The organism is Lolliginicoccus lacisalsi (genome assembly GCF_014841105.1).
Lineage (GTDB): Bacteria > Actinomycetota > Actinomycetes > Mycobacteriales > Mycobacteriaceae > Lolliginicoccus > Lolliginicoccus lacisalsi.
In genome coordinates this window covers 240,523-256,103 of sequence record NZ_JACYWE010000003.1, presented here as the reverse complement: position 1 = coordinate 256,103, position 15,581 = coordinate 240,523, and the positions used below count along the sequence as shown (strand labels likewise).

12 protein-coding genes are annotated in these 15,581 nt (G+C 69.8%); 11 read left to right on the top strand and 1 reads right to left on the bottom strand.

The annotated features are described in order from the left end of the window. The first annotated feature begins 1 nt into the window (after position 1). Genes nuoL through nuoN form a run of 3 tightly spaced genes read left to right on the top strand, consistent with a single transcriptional unit; the run spans position 2 to position 5,078 of the window. Positions 2-1,924, top strand: coding sequence for an NADH-quinone oxidoreductase subunit L (gene nuoL / locus HT102_RS06865; RefSeq protein WP_192038657.1), 1,923 nt, complete (start codon positions 2-4; stop codon positions 1,922-1,924). Beyond that, positions 1,921-3,453 carry an NADH-quinone oxidoreductase subunit M gene (locus tag HT102_RS06860; protein WP_192038656.1) on the top strand — a complete coding sequence of 511 codons (1,533 nt, stop codon included), beginning with the start codon at positions 1,921-1,923 and terminating at the stop codon, positions 3,451-3,453. The genes nuoL and HT102_RS06860 overlap by 4 nt, the downstream gene beginning before the upstream one ends. Beyond that, complete coding sequence (nuoN, locus tag HT102_RS06855) at positions 3,450-5,078, top strand: NADH-quinone oxidoreductase subunit NuoN (protein WP_408611329.1); 1,629 nt, start codon at positions 3,450-3,452, stop codon at positions 5,076-5,078. The genes HT102_RS06860 and nuoN overlap by 4 nt, the downstream gene beginning before the upstream one ends. Before the next feature lie 196 nt (positions 5,079-5,274). Here the strand turns inward: nuoN and HT102_RS06850 are convergent, their stop codons facing one another. Next, positions 5,275-5,496 (bottom strand): hypothetical protein, encoded by a 222-nt coding sequence (locus tag HT102_RS06850; protein WP_192038654.1) that lies wholly within the window; start codon positions 5,494-5,496, stop codon positions 5,275-5,277. Between the two features lie 264 nt (positions 5,497-5,760). On the opposite strand from HT102_RS06850, the gene HT102_RS06845 reads away from it, so the two are divergent. The 8 genes from HT102_RS06845 to HT102_RS06810 all read left to right on the top strand — a co-directional run bounded on the left by HT102_RS06845 (position 5,761) and on the right by HT102_RS06810 (position 15,404). Beyond that, positions 5,761-8,142, top strand: a complete 2,382-nt coding sequence (locus HT102_RS06845; RefSeq protein WP_192038833.1) for a lysylphosphatidylglycerol synthase transmembrane domain-containing protein — start codon at positions 5,761-5,763, stop codon at positions 8,140-8,142. A 250-nt stretch (positions 8,143-8,392) separates the two neighbouring features. Next, positions 8,393-8,968, top strand: a complete 576-nt coding sequence (locus HT102_RS06840) for a type II toxin-antitoxin system PemK/MazF family toxin (protein WP_192038653.1) — start codon at positions 8,393-8,395, stop codon at positions 8,966-8,968. Positions 8,969-9,142: 174 nt separating this feature from the next. Beyond that, positions 9,143-10,453, top strand: a complete 1,311-nt coding sequence (locus HT102_RS06835; RefSeq protein WP_333473320.1) for a DUF4185 domain-containing protein — start codon at positions 9,143-9,145, stop codon at positions 10,451-10,453. 102 nt (positions 10,454-10,555) lie between these two features. Beyond that, positions 10,556-11,461: an ABC transporter substrate-binding protein gene (locus HT102_RS06830; RefSeq protein ID WP_192038652.1), complete on the top strand. Its 906-nt coding sequence runs from the start codon at positions 10,556-10,558 to the stop codon at positions 11,459-11,461. Continuing rightward, on the top strand, positions 11,461-12,495 hold the full coding sequence (locus HT102_RS06825; protein ID WP_192038651.1) for a FecCD family ABC transporter permease: 1,035 nt from the start codon (positions 11,461-11,463) through the stop codon (positions 12,493-12,495). Before HT102_RS06830 ends, HT102_RS06825 begins: the two co-directional genes overlap by 1 nt. Next, the gene (locus HT102_RS06820; protein ID WP_333473319.1) at positions 12,492-13,307 is read left to right on the top strand and encodes an ABC transporter ATP-binding protein; all 816 of its coding nucleotides are present in this window, start codon (positions 12,492-12,494) and stop codon (positions 13,305-13,307) included. Before HT102_RS06825 ends, HT102_RS06820 begins: the two co-directional genes overlap by 4 nt. A 46-nt stretch (positions 13,308-13,353) precedes the next feature. Further along, positions 13,354-14,196: an EamA family transporter gene (locus tag HT102_RS06815; protein WP_192038830.1), complete on the top strand. Its 843-nt coding sequence runs from the start codon at positions 13,354-13,356 to the stop codon at positions 14,194-14,196. Positions 14,197-14,240: 44 nt separating this feature from the next. After that, entirely contained in the window at positions 14,241-15,404 is a 1,164-nt protein-coding gene (locus HT102_RS06810; RefSeq protein ID WP_192038650.1) for an acyl-CoA dehydrogenase family protein, read from the top strand. Positions 15,405-15,581: the final 177 nt, after the last annotated feature.

The window sequence follows — 15,581 nt, the reverse complement described above, 5'->3', positions numbered from 1 at the left end:
CATGACCCTCGGCCCCGCGTTGCTCACCGCGCTGCCACTTTTGCCGCTGCTGGGTGCCGCCATCCTGCTGCTCTCCCCTGCCGTCACTGCTGGTGCGGCATCCACCGACGAACGACGCGCCGCCTGGGGCCCGGCCCTGGCGTGCGCTGCCGCGATCTCCTCCTTCGCAGTGGCGCTGGTGCTGCTCGTCGACCTGCTCGGCCGCCCCGGCGAGGACCGCACCATCACCCACACGCTGTTCACCTGGGTGCCCGTCGCGGACCTGCGCATCGGCATGGGCCTGCTGCTCGATCCACTATCGATGAGCTTCGTGCTGCTCATCACCGGCGTCGGCTCGCTCATCCACATCTATTCGCTCGGCTACATGAGCCACGATCCCGGCCGGCGCCGCTTCTTCGCCTACCTGAACCTGTTCCTCGCGGCGATGCTGGTGCTCGTCCTCGCCGACAACTACCTCGGCCTCTACCTCGGGTGGGAAGGCGTCGGCCTCGCCTCCTACTTGCTCATCGGCTTCTGGGCGCACAAGCCGAGCGCCGCCACCGCCGCGAAGAAGGCCTTCATCATCAACCGGGTCGGCGACACCGGCCTGGCCATCGCCATGATGATCCTCATCGCCACCTTCGGCAGCCTCGCGTTCGACGTCGTCTTCGCCAGCGCGCCCGAGGCCGGGACCAGCACGCTCACCGCGATCGGGTTGCTGCTGCTGCTCGCCGCGTGCGGAAAGTCCGCCCAGGTACCCTTGCAAGCCTGGCTCGGCGACGCCATGGAGGGCCCCACACCGGTCTCCGCGCTCATCCACGCCGCCACCATGGTCACCGCGGGCGTGTACCTAGTGATCCGGTCCGGGCCGCTCATCGAGCCCGCTCCCATCGCCGGCCACGCCATCGTCACCGTGGGCGCGGTGACGCTGCTGTTCGGAGCGATCATCGGCTGCGCGAAGGACGACATCAAGAAGGCCCTCGCCGCCTCCACCATGAGCCAGATCGGCTACATGATGCTCGCCGCTGGCCTCGGCCCCGCGGGCTACGCGTTCGCCCTGATGCACTTGATCACTCACGGCTTCTTCAAGGCCGGGCTGTTCCTCGGCGCCGGGTCGGTCATGCACGCGATGAACGACGAGACCGATATGCGCCGCTTCGGTGGGCTCCGCGCCGCCATGCCCCTCACGTTCCTGACCTTCGGGGCCGGCTATCTCGCCATCATTGGCGTCCCGCCGTTCGCCGGGTTCTTCTCCAAGGACAAGATCATCGAGGTCGCGTTCGCGGCGGACGGCATCAGCGGCATCATCCTGGGCAGCGTCACGCTCCTCGGCGCGGCCCTGACCGCCTACTACATGACACGAGGGATGCTCATGACGTTCCTCGGAGCGCCCCGCTGGGCCGAGGACCAGCACCCGCACGAATCTCCAGCCAGCATGACCGGGCCGATGATCATCCTTGCTCTCGGCTCCGTCGCCGCCGGAGGATTCCTCGCGCTCGGGGATCGCTTCGCCCACTGGCTCGAGCCCGTCATCGGCAGCCACCACCCCGAGCCACGCCTCCCCATCTGGGCGACCACCTCGCTCGCGCTCGCCGCCGTCGCCATCGGTGTGCTCATCGCCTACCGGCAGCACGCCGCCCATGGCGTGCCCATCACCGCGCCCACCAGTGTCTCGATGCTCACCCGGGCCGCGCGGCGGGACCTGCACGGCGACACGATCAACGAGGCGCTGCTCGAGCGGCCCGGCCGCCACCTCGCCCGCGGCCTCGCCGCCGCCGACACGAACCTGCTCGCCCGCGCCGTGAGCTCCGTCGGAGCACTGTCCGCCGCTGCCAGCCGGATGCTGCGCACCACCCAGACCGGCTACGCGCGCAGCTACGCGCTGGCGATGCTCGCGGGCTCCGCGCTGATCCTCGCCGCGTTCTGGATCGGAGGCGTCCGATGAGCGCCGTCCCTTGGCTCACGCTGCTGTGGCTCGTCCCCGCCGCCGGCGCGGTGCTGCTCGTCCTCGGCGGAGGCCGCGGCGAGCGCACCATCGCCGCCGTCGCCTCGCTGGCGCCGCTCGCGATCGTCACTGTCATCGCCATCGGGTTCGAGACGGCCGGCCCCGGCACCGGGAGCGATCGGTACCAGCTCGTCGAGTCCCAGCCATGGATCCCCGCGCTCGGCGCGCGCTACACGCTCGGCCTCGACGGCATCGGCCTCGCCCTCATCGCCCTGACCGCTGCCCTCACCCCGCTGCTGGTCCTCGCTGCCCGCCAATCCCGCAGCACCATCGCCCTGCTGCTCACCACCGAGGCCATGGCGCTGGCAGCGTTCGTCGCGCTCGACGTGCTGCTGTTCTACGTGCTGTTCGAGGCGATGCTCATCCCGCTGTACTTCCTGCTCGCCCAGCGCGGCCGCGCTACCACGCCCGATGACGAGCGGGCCGCCCGCACCACCGCCGCGGGCCGGTTCCTGCTGTACAACCTCTTCGGCGGCCTGGTGATGCTCGCCGCGGTCATCGGGCTCTACGCCGCCGCGGCCCGGCAGGGCCTGCCGACGTTCGACCTGCGCACCCTGACCAGCGCCGTCGAGACCGGAGCCCTCGACCTCGATCCGGCGCTCGCGAACCTGCTGTTCCTCGGGTTCCTGCTCGCGTTCGCGATCAAGGCCCCCTTGTGGCCGTTCCACACCTGGTTGCCTGATGCCGCCAAGCACGCCCCGCCCACCGCGGCGATCATGATGATGGCCATCGTAGACAAGGTCGGCACCTTCGCGATGCTGCGCTACTGCCTCACGCTCTTCCCCGAAGCCTCCGACACCTTCGCTCCCGTCATTGTCGGGCTCGCTGTCACCAGCATCCTCTACGGCGCGATCCTCGCCCTCGCCCAGACCGACCTCATCCGGCTCATCGCCTACGCCTCGATCTCTCACTTCGGGTTCATCGTCCTCGGAATCTTCGCGATGACCAGCCAGAGCCAGGCCGGCGCGACCCTCTACATGGTCAACCACGGCCTCGCCACCGCTGCGCTGATGCTCGCCGCCGGATACCTCATCCACCGGCGCGGCAGCCGGGCCATCGCCGACTACGGGGGCGTGCAGAAGGTCGCCCCGCTGCTCGCGGGCAGCTTCCTCATCGCCGGGCTGGCCACCCTCTCGCTGCCCGGCCTCGCCCCCTTCGTCTCGGAGTTCCTTGTCCTCATCGGCACTTACGGCCCCTACCCCGTGGCGGCGATCCTCGCCTCTGGTGCTCTTGTGCTCGCCGCGCTCTACGTCCTGTGGACCTACCAGCGCATCATGACCGGGCCCACCACCAGCAACACCGCCACCCTGCCCGACCTGCGCCCCCGCGAGGCCGCAGCGATCGCGCCGCTGCTCGCCGCCCTCATCGTCCTCGGTGCCTATCCCGCGCCGCTGCTCGATGCGATCACCCCGGCCGTCGCGCACACCACAAGCGCCCCGACCGACATCGAAGCCGGAGGTGAGCGATAGTGAACGGCCCCAGCATCGACTACGGAGCCCTCTCCCCGCTCCTGATCATCCTTGGTGCCGCCATCGTCGGCGTGCTCCTCGAGGCGTTCCTGCCGCGGGCCGCGCGCCACGCCGCGCAGCTCGTGCTCGCCATCGCCGCGCTCGCCACCGCCCTGCGCGCCACCATCCTGCTCGCGGGCACGACCACCACCCCCGCCATCGGCTCCCTGCACATCGACGGGCCCGCACTGTTCGCGCAGGGAACGTTGCTGGTCCTCGCCGCGCTCGCGCTGCCCGCCATCGCCGAGCGCGCCCCCAATGGGGGACTGCACGCGTTCACCCCGCAGGGCTCCGCGATCCCCGGCAGCGCCGCCGAGCGCACCGCCGCCCGTGTGGCCGCGAGCCACACGGAGGTGTTCCCCATGCTGCTGTTCAGCCTCGGCGGCATGATGATCCTGCCCGCCGCGGGCGATCTCATCACCCTGTTCATCGCCCTCGAGATCCTCTCACTGCCGCTGTACGTGCTGTGCGGGCTCGCCCGCCACCAGCGGCTGCTCTCCCACGAGGCCGCCGTCAAGTACTTCCTGCTCGGCGCGTTCTCCTCCGCGATCCTGCTGTACGGCATCGCGTTGATCTATGGGCACTCCGGCACGGTCGAGCTCACCGGAATCGCTACCTCGCTCGCCACGACCGAGGGCGCGGGCCTCGCGCTGCTCGGCGCCGGGCTGCTCGCAGTCGGACTGCTGTTCAAGATCAGCGCCGCGCCGTTCCACTCCTGGACCCCCGACGTCTACCAGGGCGCACCCACGCCGCTCACTGGCTTCATGGCCGCCACCACCAAGGTCGCCGCGTTCGTCGCGCTCCTGCGAATCACTACCGTCGCGCTGCCCGCCCTCCACGACCAGTGGCTCGCCCTGCTGTGGGCCATCGCCGCGCTCACCATGGCGGTCGGCACACTAGCTGCCATCACGCAGAGCGACCTCAAGCGAATCCTCGCCTACTCCGCCATCGCCCATGCTGGCTTCCTGCTCACCGGGGTCCTCGCCGCGAGCCCCGCGGGCACCGCCGCAACGCTCTTCTACCTCGCCACCTACGGCATGAGCACCATCGGCGCGTTCACCACCCTCGCGCTGCTGCGCCGCCACACCGGGGATGCCACCGCCCTCGCGCACTGGGCCCGCCTCGGCCGCCGCGCGCCGCTGCTCGCTGCCGCGCTGACGCTCTTCCTGCTGTCCTTCGCCGGAATACCACTGACCAGTGGGTTCATCGGCAAGCTCACGGTCTTCCAGGCCGCTGCGACGAGCGGCTACCTCAGCATCGTCGTGATCGGTGTGCTCGCCAGCGCGCTCGCTGCCCTGTTCTACCTGCGCGTCATCACGGTGCTCTACCTCTCGGGGGAGGACACGGAGCCTAGCGACGAGACGGCAACGCCTACCCAGGACCGGGGAACGGGCAGCGAGAGCGGCATTGGCGCGCGGGAGCACGGCCAAGCGACCGCCACCGTTGCCCCGTCGCCCGCGGAGATCGCGCCGCGTCCCGCCCTCTACGCCGTCGTCGGCATCACAGCGGCGCTCACCATCGCGCTCGGGATCATACCGGGCCCGCTGCTCGTGCTCGCCGAGAACGCCGCTACCTTCTGGCGGTAGCCGATCGAGGCGCCGGCACTCGATCGGCGGTGCAGTGGCTACCCATCGCGCTCAGCAGCCACTGAAAAAGCACAGCGGCCACCGCCATATGCGTGGCTGCTGCGATCGGAGGGTGGCAGGTACCTCGTAGGGGTGGCACACGCGCGCTGTTTAGGCAGCGGAACAGCGTGCGCCCGCCACCCCCGATCGACCAAGATCAGTAGTGGAAAAGGATGTATGGCGTCCGCAGGAAGCCAATGCAGTTGATCCGCCACTGCCCCGCCACGACGTGGTTGAACAGGCTCTGCAAGCACTGCTCCTGCGTATCGTGTACCTCGAAACCCACCCCGGGATGGGCCGACGCAGCCGGTGCTGCCACCAGAGACACGCCCGACGCCATCATCACCGATGCTGCCACCACAGCTAGCTTCCGCCGCATGATCGACTCCTCTGCTCACGAAGCATCGCGGCACCGTCCGCGCCGCGCATGATCATCCTATTGTGTCGCACCTCACAACGCACGACCGCAGCGGGGTGATCCAGTCAGGTGCCGTTGGCGAGCGCCCGGGGGCTTCCGCCAACCCTCCACCAGACCAACGCATTTCGCCCATCACCCGTGGTTAGCCCGTTGCGGGCAAAGGCGGCACGATATGTTGGCGGATGGATCGTGTCCGCGATCGAGAAGCGAGCAGGAGTCGAGCCGATGCGCGTCAAGGGGCGGGAGATCCCGGTTGCGGGAAACTTGCTGCAGCCGCGCTCGCGCCGGACCACCGACATCGTGCGGGTCGTCGCGTCGGTCGTGCTGGTTTCACTGGTCATCGCGGCGTCCGAGATCACCCGCAACAAGTGGAATGACCTCGAGCGATCAGTCTCCAACATCGTGGGAGTGCTCTCGCCCGAGCAGGCGAACCTGGTGTACCTGCTATACGGGCTGGTCATCCTGGCATTGCCGTTCGCGATCCTCATCGGTGTGCTCGCGAGCCTGCAATGGAAGCTCGTCGTGGCGTACTTCCTGGCCGGGAACATCGCCGGACTGCTGCTATCGATCACTCCACAGGGCTTGACGACCTCGCGGCTGAGCTTCGAGGGCGCCACGGAGCTGGAGCTGAACTCTTTCCTGTCGCAATTCCTCATCGATTCGCGTTGGATCGCGGGGCTCGCGGCGGTGCTGACGGTAGCGGGCCCCTGGCTGCCCAAGCTGTGGCGTCGCTGGTGGTGGGCGTTGCTGCTGGCGTTCGTACCCATCCATCTCGTGGTGAGCACCGTGGTCCCCGCTCGCACAGTGCTAGGACTCGCGGTGGGCTGGTTCGTCGGAGCGGTCACCGTGCTGCTGGTGGGCACCCCCGCGCTGGAGGTCCCGCTCGCCACGGCGGCAAAGGTACTGGCCCGCCACGGGCACACGACATCGCGCTTCACGGTGCTTCGCCCGGCCGGCACGGGCCCCCTGGTGCTGTCCTCGACGGGGTCAGGCTTGGACGAGGAAGCGATCGTCGAGCTGTATGGCCCCTACCAGGGGTCGAGCCGCGCGCTGAGCCAGGTGTGGCGATGGTTGTCGTTCCGGGAGGAGGAAACGGCGCCGCTGCACGCCTCGTTGCAGCGGGCAGTGGAGCATCGCGCGCTGATGGGCATCGCCATCGACGATCTGGGGCTAGCGAGCTCGCGCCCGCTCGTGGTGGCCGCGCTCGATCGCGGCTGGGTGCTGTACTCGCGCACCCGGATGCGAGGCACCCCTCTCGAGCAGAGCGCGAGCGAGGAGTCCGTCACCAGCGCGTGGCGATCATTGCGGTTGCTCCACGAGAACCGGATCGCCCACGGCGACCTGCGTGCCTCGCAGATCCGCATGGACGGCGACGCGGCGTTGTTCGGAGGCTTCGGAGCCGCGGAGTTCGGGGCCACGGAGCAACAGCTCTACTCCGACATCGCCCAGCTCCTCATCACGACCACCGCCCTGGCAGGGCATCAAGTTGCAGTGCGCAGCGCGATCGCCGAGATGGGCGCGCAACAAGTTCTCGCCGCCTCATCCCGCCTGACGCGCACCGCGATCCCCGTCGGGCTGCGACGCTCCGTGACCGACGCCTCCGCGACGATGGCGAGCGCGCGGGATGAGGTGCTGCGGCAAACCGGCGCCGACCAGATCAAGCCCGAGCAGGTCACGCGCCTCACCCGCAACCAGGCCATCCAGCTCGTGCTGCTCGTCGCGCTGGTCTATGTGGCGTATCCGTTCATCAGCGCGGTGCCCACGTTCTATGACCAGCTGCGCACAGTCGATTGGGGCTGGGCAATGATCGGGCTGGCAGTGTCCGGGCTGACCTACCTCGGCGCGGCGGCGGCCCTCTGGGCCTGCGCGAACGGCCTCGTGAGCTTCCGCAGCCTCACCGTGGTGCAGCTCGCCAACACCTTCGCCGCGACCACCACCCCGGCCGGGGTGGGAGGCCTCGCGCTGAGCGTGCGATTCCTCCAGAAAGGTGGACTGGGCGGCGTTCGTGCCACCGCAGCGGTGGCCTTGCAGCAGTCCGTGCAAGTGATCACCCATGTGTCGCTGCTCGTGCTCTTCGCGGTCGTCGCGGGCACCACGGCACAGATCCAGCAGATCGTTCCCGACCCCACCATCATCTACCTGATCGTCGGTGCGGCCCTGGGCATCGTAGGCACCTCGATGCTGGTACCGGCGCTGCGCCGGTGGCTCGGGCGGGAGATCGTGCCGCAGTTGCGCGATGTCGCCGGGGAGCTGAGCGACCTCGCGCGTGACCCGCAGCGGTTCGGCATCATCTTCCTCGGCTCGGCGATGACGACGCTGGGCATGGCGCTGGCCCTGTGGGCGAGCGTCGAGGCGTTCGGTGGAGGAACGACGTTCGTCACCGTCACCGTGGTGACCATGGTCGGCGGGACGCTCGCCTCCGCGGCCCCCACCCCCGGCGGCGTCGGCGCGGTGGAAGCCGTGCTCATCGGTGGCCTGGTCGCGTTCGGGTTGCCCGCGGCAACGGCCGTCCCCGCTGTGCTGCTGTACCGGGTGCTCACCACATGGCTTCCGGTTTTCCTGGGATGGCCGACGATGCACTGGCTCACCGCGAAGGGAATGATCTGACGCCGCTGGTGGAGGCCGCCGGGCGGCGAGCGGTGGGCTGGTCGGTGGTGTGCGCCAGGCGAGCGGTGGCTGCAAACGCGATAGAAACCACCGGGGATCCGGCCGAATTTCTATCGCGTTTGGGAGTTTCCGGTGCTTTTAGTGCGGAATGGCTCGGGATGCCTCGGGAGAGCCCCGGCCGCGAGCACCCGCGAGCACCCCACCGCGGCCGGGCCAGCGCGCCGTAACCTGCCGCCTAGACTCATCCGGCATGAGTGGATTCTGGAAGAACCCCGTCGTCCGCCAGCTCGGCCGTGCCGTGGCGCGGGAGGCACCCCGGCTGCTGCAGCAGCTCAGCACGCAGCGCACGAGTCATGCTCGCGCGACCACGCCCGCGCGTGCTCCACAGGCAACCACGCCCGCCCCAGCCCCCGTGCCATCCCCGTCGAGCATGCCGCGGCGCTCGCGCCCGACGCGGGAACGTGCCCGGCGGGTGGCCTATGCGCCGGAGCTTGATGGCCATGCCGATCCGGGCGAGGTCGTGTGGACCTGGGTGGAGTACGAGGAGGATGCGAGCCAGGGCAAGGATCGCCCCGTGCTCGTGGTGGGCCGCGAGGGTGCGACGCTGCTCGGGCTGATGCTGTCGAGCCAGGATCACGGTGGTGACCGGGACTGGTTGCCGATCGGCAGTGGCGCATGGGACTCCCAGGGGCGGGAGAGCTGGGTACGGCTCGATCGTGTGATCGATGTGCCCGAGAAAGGTATCCGCCGGGAGGGCGCGATCCTGGGGCGGGGCCGCTTCGATGCAGTGGCAGAGGTACTGCGCGAGCAGCATGGCTGGAGCTAGGTCGCAGTGCCCGATGTAGCGCCCGGAACCACAGCAGCGGGCCGGACATCGAGCCGCGGCAACCAAGCCGTCACGCTTCGGTGACGGGGCGGCCCAATCGAGGGTCAACAATGCGTTGTGGCGCACATGCTTTCGCGCAAGCAGGTTTTGCTTGCGTGAACGTGAGGAGCAGGTGTGCGAACTGGCAAGGCGGTCTCCCTGGGGCTAGCGCTCGCTATCGGAGCAGGGTTGCAGACCGTGTCCCCGATCAGCGCGATGGCCCAGCCATGCGGCTCCTCCGGCGGAGCGAACATCGAGTCCGACGAGGGGCGCGCGGTCATCGGGACGCCGCTCGGGCGCAAGCCGCTCACCGCGGATGGGCCAGTGGGCGTGGAGCTGCTCAGCGAGCGCGTCGGTGCTCGCATCGCCTCGCCCGCCCGGCTCGTGCAGTGGCTGACCGGGCCGCGCAGCGCGAACCAGACGTCGTCGCGCTTCTCGATCTCGGGCACCGACCTGGGCATCATGTGGGACAACGGCGCGACCGGCGATGAGCGCCAGGTGCTCATCGCCTATGGCGACACCTTCGGCGACTGCTCGAAGCCAGACCAGGAATGGCGCTACAACACGCTGATGCGCGCTTCCGACGCCACGCCCGGCGACGGTCTCGACATCCCTGACCCCCTCACCGAGGAGGACGACGGCTACCTCTACGGCGGCTCGCCCGTCACGGTCGACAAGCCGAGCTTCGCCAAGCAGATCATCGACAAGCTCGGCCTGGCCCCGGAGGAGTTCACCGTCATCCCCACGGCTGGGATCTCCGTGGACGGAGTGCAGTACATCAACTTCATGTCCGTGAAGCAGTGGGGACCGCCGAGCCGGTGGACCACCAACTTCTCGGCGATCGCGGTCTCCGAGGACAACGGCGAGAACTGGGAGGTCGATGTCGCCACGATCCGCGAGAACACCGAGGGCAACCTCGATGGGATCGACGTCATCGACGGCAACGAGAACTTCCAGATGACCGCCTACGCCAAGCGCGACGGCTTCGTCTACACCTTCGGCACGCCGTCGGGACGGTTCGGCGCGGCACGGGTGGCTCGTGTGGCGGAGGCCGACATCCTGGACCTCACCGCGTACGAGTACTGGGATGGCGACGCCTGGACGAGCGAGGATCCTGGGGCTGCGGCGGTGGTCATTCCCGCCCCGGTCAGCGAGATGTCCGTGACCTGGAACGAGCATCTCGGCAAGTTCATCGCCCTCTATACCAACGACATTGGCAGCGTGGTGATCCGCACCGCCAGCCAGCCGCAGGGACCCTGGAGCGCGCCCGAGGCCATCATGACGGCGCAGGCATTCCCCGGGGGCCTCTACGCCCCGTACATTCACCCGTGGTCGAGCGGGGACGAGCTGTTCTTCACGGTATCGCTGTGGTCGGAATACAACGTGATGCTGATGCGCACCACGCTGAACACCGATCCGCCCCCCAGCCCGGGCTGGGGATCGTAGCCGCAATACCTGGTAGACGTGGTGCTCCGCCCGCACCGGTAGGCTGATCGAGGCTCGCGCGCAGCGACGCGCACCATCGAGCTACTGGCAGGAAGGCGCGCGATGAGAACCTTGAGGATGGCGGCAGCGGCAGGATCGCTCCTGCTGCTCGTCGGCTGCGGCACGAGCGAGCCGGGCACGGGCGACCCGGGCGCGACGAGCGACAGCGGAACGTTCCCGGTGACGGTCGACGGGACGACCGTCGATGCCGAGCCCGAGCGCATCGTCTCCCTCTCCCCCGCGGTGACCGAGATGCTCTTCGCCATCGATGCGGGCAGCCAGGTGGTGGCCGTCGATGAGTACTCCAACTATCCTGCCGACGCCCCGATCACGGATCTCTCGGGGTTCTCGCCCAACATCGAGGCGATCGCGTCCTACGATCCTGACCTCGTGATCGTCTCGGCGTTCGGCGACGAGATCGTGCCCCAGCTCGGGACCCTCGGCATCACGGCGTTCGTCGCACCCGATGATCCCCGCACCATCGATGCTGTCTATGACCAGATCACCGACCTCGGCACCCTCACCGGCAACTCCCCGGACGCCGAGGATCTCGTCGAGCGCATGCGGGCGGATATCGGCAAGCTCGTCGCGGACTCCCCCGAGCGCGAGCAACCGCTGACCTACTACATCGAGATCGACGACACCTACTGGACCTACACCGCGGGCAGCCTCGTGGGTTCCCTGCTCGAGGAGCTCGGGCTGCGCAACATCGCCGACGACGAGGCAACCGTCTCGACGCAGCTCTCGGCGGAGGCGATCGTCGCGGCGGATCCCGACGTCATCTTCCTCATGAACTCAGGCTTCGGCGTGGATGCGGAAACTGTCTCGGAACGGCCTGGATGGGGCACCATCACCGCGGTGCGCGAGGGCACGATCTTCCCGCTCGACGCGGACATCGCCGCGCGGTGGGGACCGCGCACCGTGGATCTCGTCGCCGAGGTAGCGCGGGCCACCGACACCATCCAGTGATGCGGCAGCGCGGGCGGCCGTGGTGGATCGCGGGCGGCATCGTGGTCCTCGTCCTCGCGGGCGTCGCGGGCCTCGCCCTCGGAGCGGCGGGCCTGCCCCTGCGCGGCGTCACGCTGGAAGTGCTGAACCTCCTGCCTGGCGTTGGCATCGATTCGGGGCTCACCGAGCGCGAGGCCGCCATCGTCACCCGCATCCGCTTGCCCCGTGTGGCGCTGGGAATGCTCGTGGGGGCCATGCTCGCCCTCGCCGGAGCCGCCTACCAGGGTGTGTTCCGCAATCCGCTGGCCGAGCCGTACCTGCTGGGCGTTGCTGCGGGGGCCGGGCTCGGCGTGACCGTGGTGATCGCGCTCCAGCCCAGCACCGCGGCAGGACTGCCCGTGACCGCTCCCCTCGCCGCGTTCACCGGAGCGCTCGGCGCCGTTACCGCCACCTACTTGCTCGGCGCGGCAGGCGGGCGGGCGCGCTCGGCCGAGGCGCTGATCCTCGCGGGCGTGGCCGTCTCGGCGTTCCTCACGGCATTGCAGACCTATGTCCTGCAGCGCCACGTCGAGGTGATCCGCCAGGTCTATACGTGGCTGCTGGGCAGGCTCGGAGGCGCCACCTGGGGCGAAGTGAGGATGCTGTTGCCCTACGCCATCATTTCCGCCGTGGTGATCCTGCTGCTCGCGCGCCCGCTCGACGTCCTGTCGGTGGGCGACGACGAAGCAGCCGGGCTCGGCCTCGACCCGCGGTACATCCGCATCGCGCTGCTCGCCGCCGCCTCGCTGGGGACCGCGGCGGCCGTGTCCGTCTCCGGCCTCATCGGATTCGTCGGCATCATCGTCCCCCACTTGGTACGCATGCTGCTAGGCACGTCCTATCGCGTGATCCTGCCAATGTCCATGCTGCTCGGCGCGGCGTTCCTGGTGCTCGCCGACCTCGCCGCCCGCACTGTGGACATGCCCCGTGAGGTACCGATCGGCGTGGTGACCGCGTTCCTCGGCGCCCCGTTCTTCGTGCTGGTGCTGCGGGCAACCAGGCGGACCGGGCCGTGACCGTGGCAGGGACCGTGCCGATGCTCTCCGTTGCCGGGGCCAGCGCGCGCCTCGGCGGCCGGGAGGTCCTCCACGGCGTCGACCTCGATGTCGGGCGCGGCGAGTGGGTGACGATCATCGGCCCCAACGGCGCGGGCAAGTCCACGCTCCTGCGCGTCATCACCGGCCTGGTCCGCCACGGCGGCGAGGCACTCATCGATGGCCATCGCGCGGCCGGGCTTTCCGCGCGGCAACGCGCCCGGCTAGTCGCTACCGTCGCGCAGAGCCCCATCATCCCGCCCGGCATGCTCGTCCGCGACTACGTGCTGCTCGGGCGCACCCCCCACGTCCCGCTGCTGCGCGCCGAGACCGCGCTCGACCACGCCGCGACCGATGACGCCCTCGCGATGCTCGACCTGGGCACCTTCGCTCGGCGCCGCCTCGACCAGCTCTCCGGCGGCGAGCGGCAGCGAGCCTTCCTCGCCCGCGCGCTCGCCCAGGACGCACCACTGCTGCTGCTCGACGAGCCCACCACCGCGCTCGATATCAGCCACAAGCAGGATGTGCTCGAGCTCGTCGACGAGCTGCGCCGCCAGCGCGGGCTCACTGTCGTCTCCACCATGCATGACCTGTCCATCGCCGCCCAGTACGCCGACCGCATGGTCTTGCTGGCCCGTGGCACGGTCGTCGCCACCGGTCGCCCCAGCGAGATCCTGACGGCCCCGATCATCGAGCAGCACTACGGCGCGTCCGTGCAGATCCTGCCTGGCCCATCCGGACCCGTCGTCGCGCCCATCCGGCCCACGAGCGCATCCCGCACCACCGGAGAATGAGGATGCGCGCGGCTCGGTGATCGGGGAGGCTTGCCCTGTGCCGACCCTGACGCCCCGCGCCCGAGCACGAGCGATCCCGCCCGCGCTCATGCTCGCCAGCGGCACGTCGATGTATGCCGGGGCGGCCACGGGCGTGCTGCTGTTCGCCTACCTGCCCCCGGCGGGCGTGGCGTGGCTGCGAATCCTCGGTGCCGCGCTGATCCTGCTCGCCATCGTCCGCCCCCAGCGGCACGCCTGGACCGGCCAGCGCCTCATCCTCGCCGGAGCGTTCGGCACCATCACCGCCTTGATGAACATCGCGTTCTACGAGGCCATCGCGCGACTACCGCTCGGCACTGCCGTGGCGCTCGAGTTCATCGGTCCCATCCTCGTCGCCGCCTGGGGATCACGCGGCCCGCGCGATGTCCTCGCCCTCGCCAGCGCCGCGGGCGGGGTGCTGCTCATCGCGGACGTGCACCTCGCCGGGTCGCCGCTCGGCCTGGCGCTCGCGCTGCTCGCCGCGCTGCTCTGGGCGGGATACATCGTGCTGGGCGCGCGCGTCGCCGATGCAGGATCACCGCGCGACAGCCTCGCCGTCGGGTTCGCCGTGGCCGCGCTGGTGACATCACCGCTGGTGCTGGTGATCGCGGGCTCCTGGCAGCCCGGCACGCCCGCGGTCACGGTGCTGCTTCTCGGCATCAGCCTCGGCCTGCTCGCCAACGTCATTCCCTATGGCCTCGACCAGGTGATCCTCCGCACCGCCGGGCGCGCGTACTTCGCCACGCTGCTCGCGCTGCTGCCCGTCACCTCCGCGCTGATCGGCTGGACCATCCTGGGACAGGACCTCGCCGCGCGCGAGCTCATCGGCATCGCGGCAGTGGCGCTGGCGGTGGCGATGCGCCGCCCCTAGCGCCGATCACCACGAGGCGGCGCGACGTGCGGTAGACATGGAACATGACGTCTGTGGATGAACTGTTCGCCATCGAGGGACTACTGGCCGGCGAGGAGCTGGACGTGCGGGCCACGGCGCGCGCGTTCGCCGACCGGGAGCTTCGTCCGCACATCGCGGAATGGTACGACGCCGGCACGCTGCCCGTGCGCGAGGTGGCGCGGGAGTTCGGCAGCCTCGGCCTGCTCGGCATGCACCTCGACGGCTACGGCTGCGCGGGCACCTCCGCGACCGCCTATGGCCTCGCATGCCACGAGATCGAGGCCGTGGACTCGGGACTGCGGAGCCTCATGTCGGTGCAGGGCTCGCTCGCGATGCACGCGATCCACGCCTACGGCTCCGACGAGCAGAAGCAGCAATGGCTGCGCGGAATGGCCGCGGGCGAGCTGATCGGCTGCTTCGGGCTGACCGAGCCCGATTTCGGCTCCAACCCGGGCGGCATGCGGACCCGGGCGCGCCGCGACGGCAAGGACTGGATCCTCGATGGCACGAAGATGTGGATCACCAACGGCACCGTCGCGGACGTGGCGGTGGTGTGGGCGCGCACCGACGACGGGGGGCGCGGCTTCCTCGTGCCCGCGGGGACGCCAGGGCTCGAGGCCCGGGTGATGCGCCGCAAGCTGTCCCTGCGGGCCTCGGTCACCGCGGAGCTCTCGTTCGATGGTGTGCGGCTGCCCGCCGAGGCGCTGCTGCCGGGCGCGCGCGGCCTGCGGGCACCGCTGGGCTGCCTGGGCGAGGCCCGGTTTGGCATCGTGTTCGGCTCGATGGGTGCCGCGCGCACCTGCCTGGAGACCGCCATCGAGTACGCGAAGGCGCGCGTGGTTTTCGACAAGCCGATCGCCGGGTACCAGCTCACCCAGGCGAAGATCGCCGATGGCGCCGTCGAGTATGGCAAGGGGATGCTGCTCGCGCTGCACCTCGGCCGACTCAAGGATTCGGGGCAAATCACCCCGGAGCAGGTCAGCGCGGGCAAGCTCAACAACACCCGCGAGGCGCTGGCGATCGCTCGCGAGTGCCGGACGATCCTCGGCGCCAACGGCATCACGCTGGAGTACCCGGTGATGCGTCATGCGGCGAACCTCGAGACTGTCATCACCTACGAGGGGACGTCCGAGGTGCACCAGCTCGTCCTCGGCCAGGCCCTGACCGGCGAGAACGCCTTTCGCTAGGCGGTGGCGCCGGTGTTCGGGCGCGCGGCGTTCGGGCGCGCGTCGTTCGGGCGCGCGGCGTTCGGGCGCGCGGCGTTCGTTGGCCAGGTCGCGCCGGCCCAAGTGGCGCAAACGCGATAGAAGCGGCGGAGGAGCCCGGCCAGTTTCTATCGCGTTTGGCGGTTTCCGGTGCTTTTA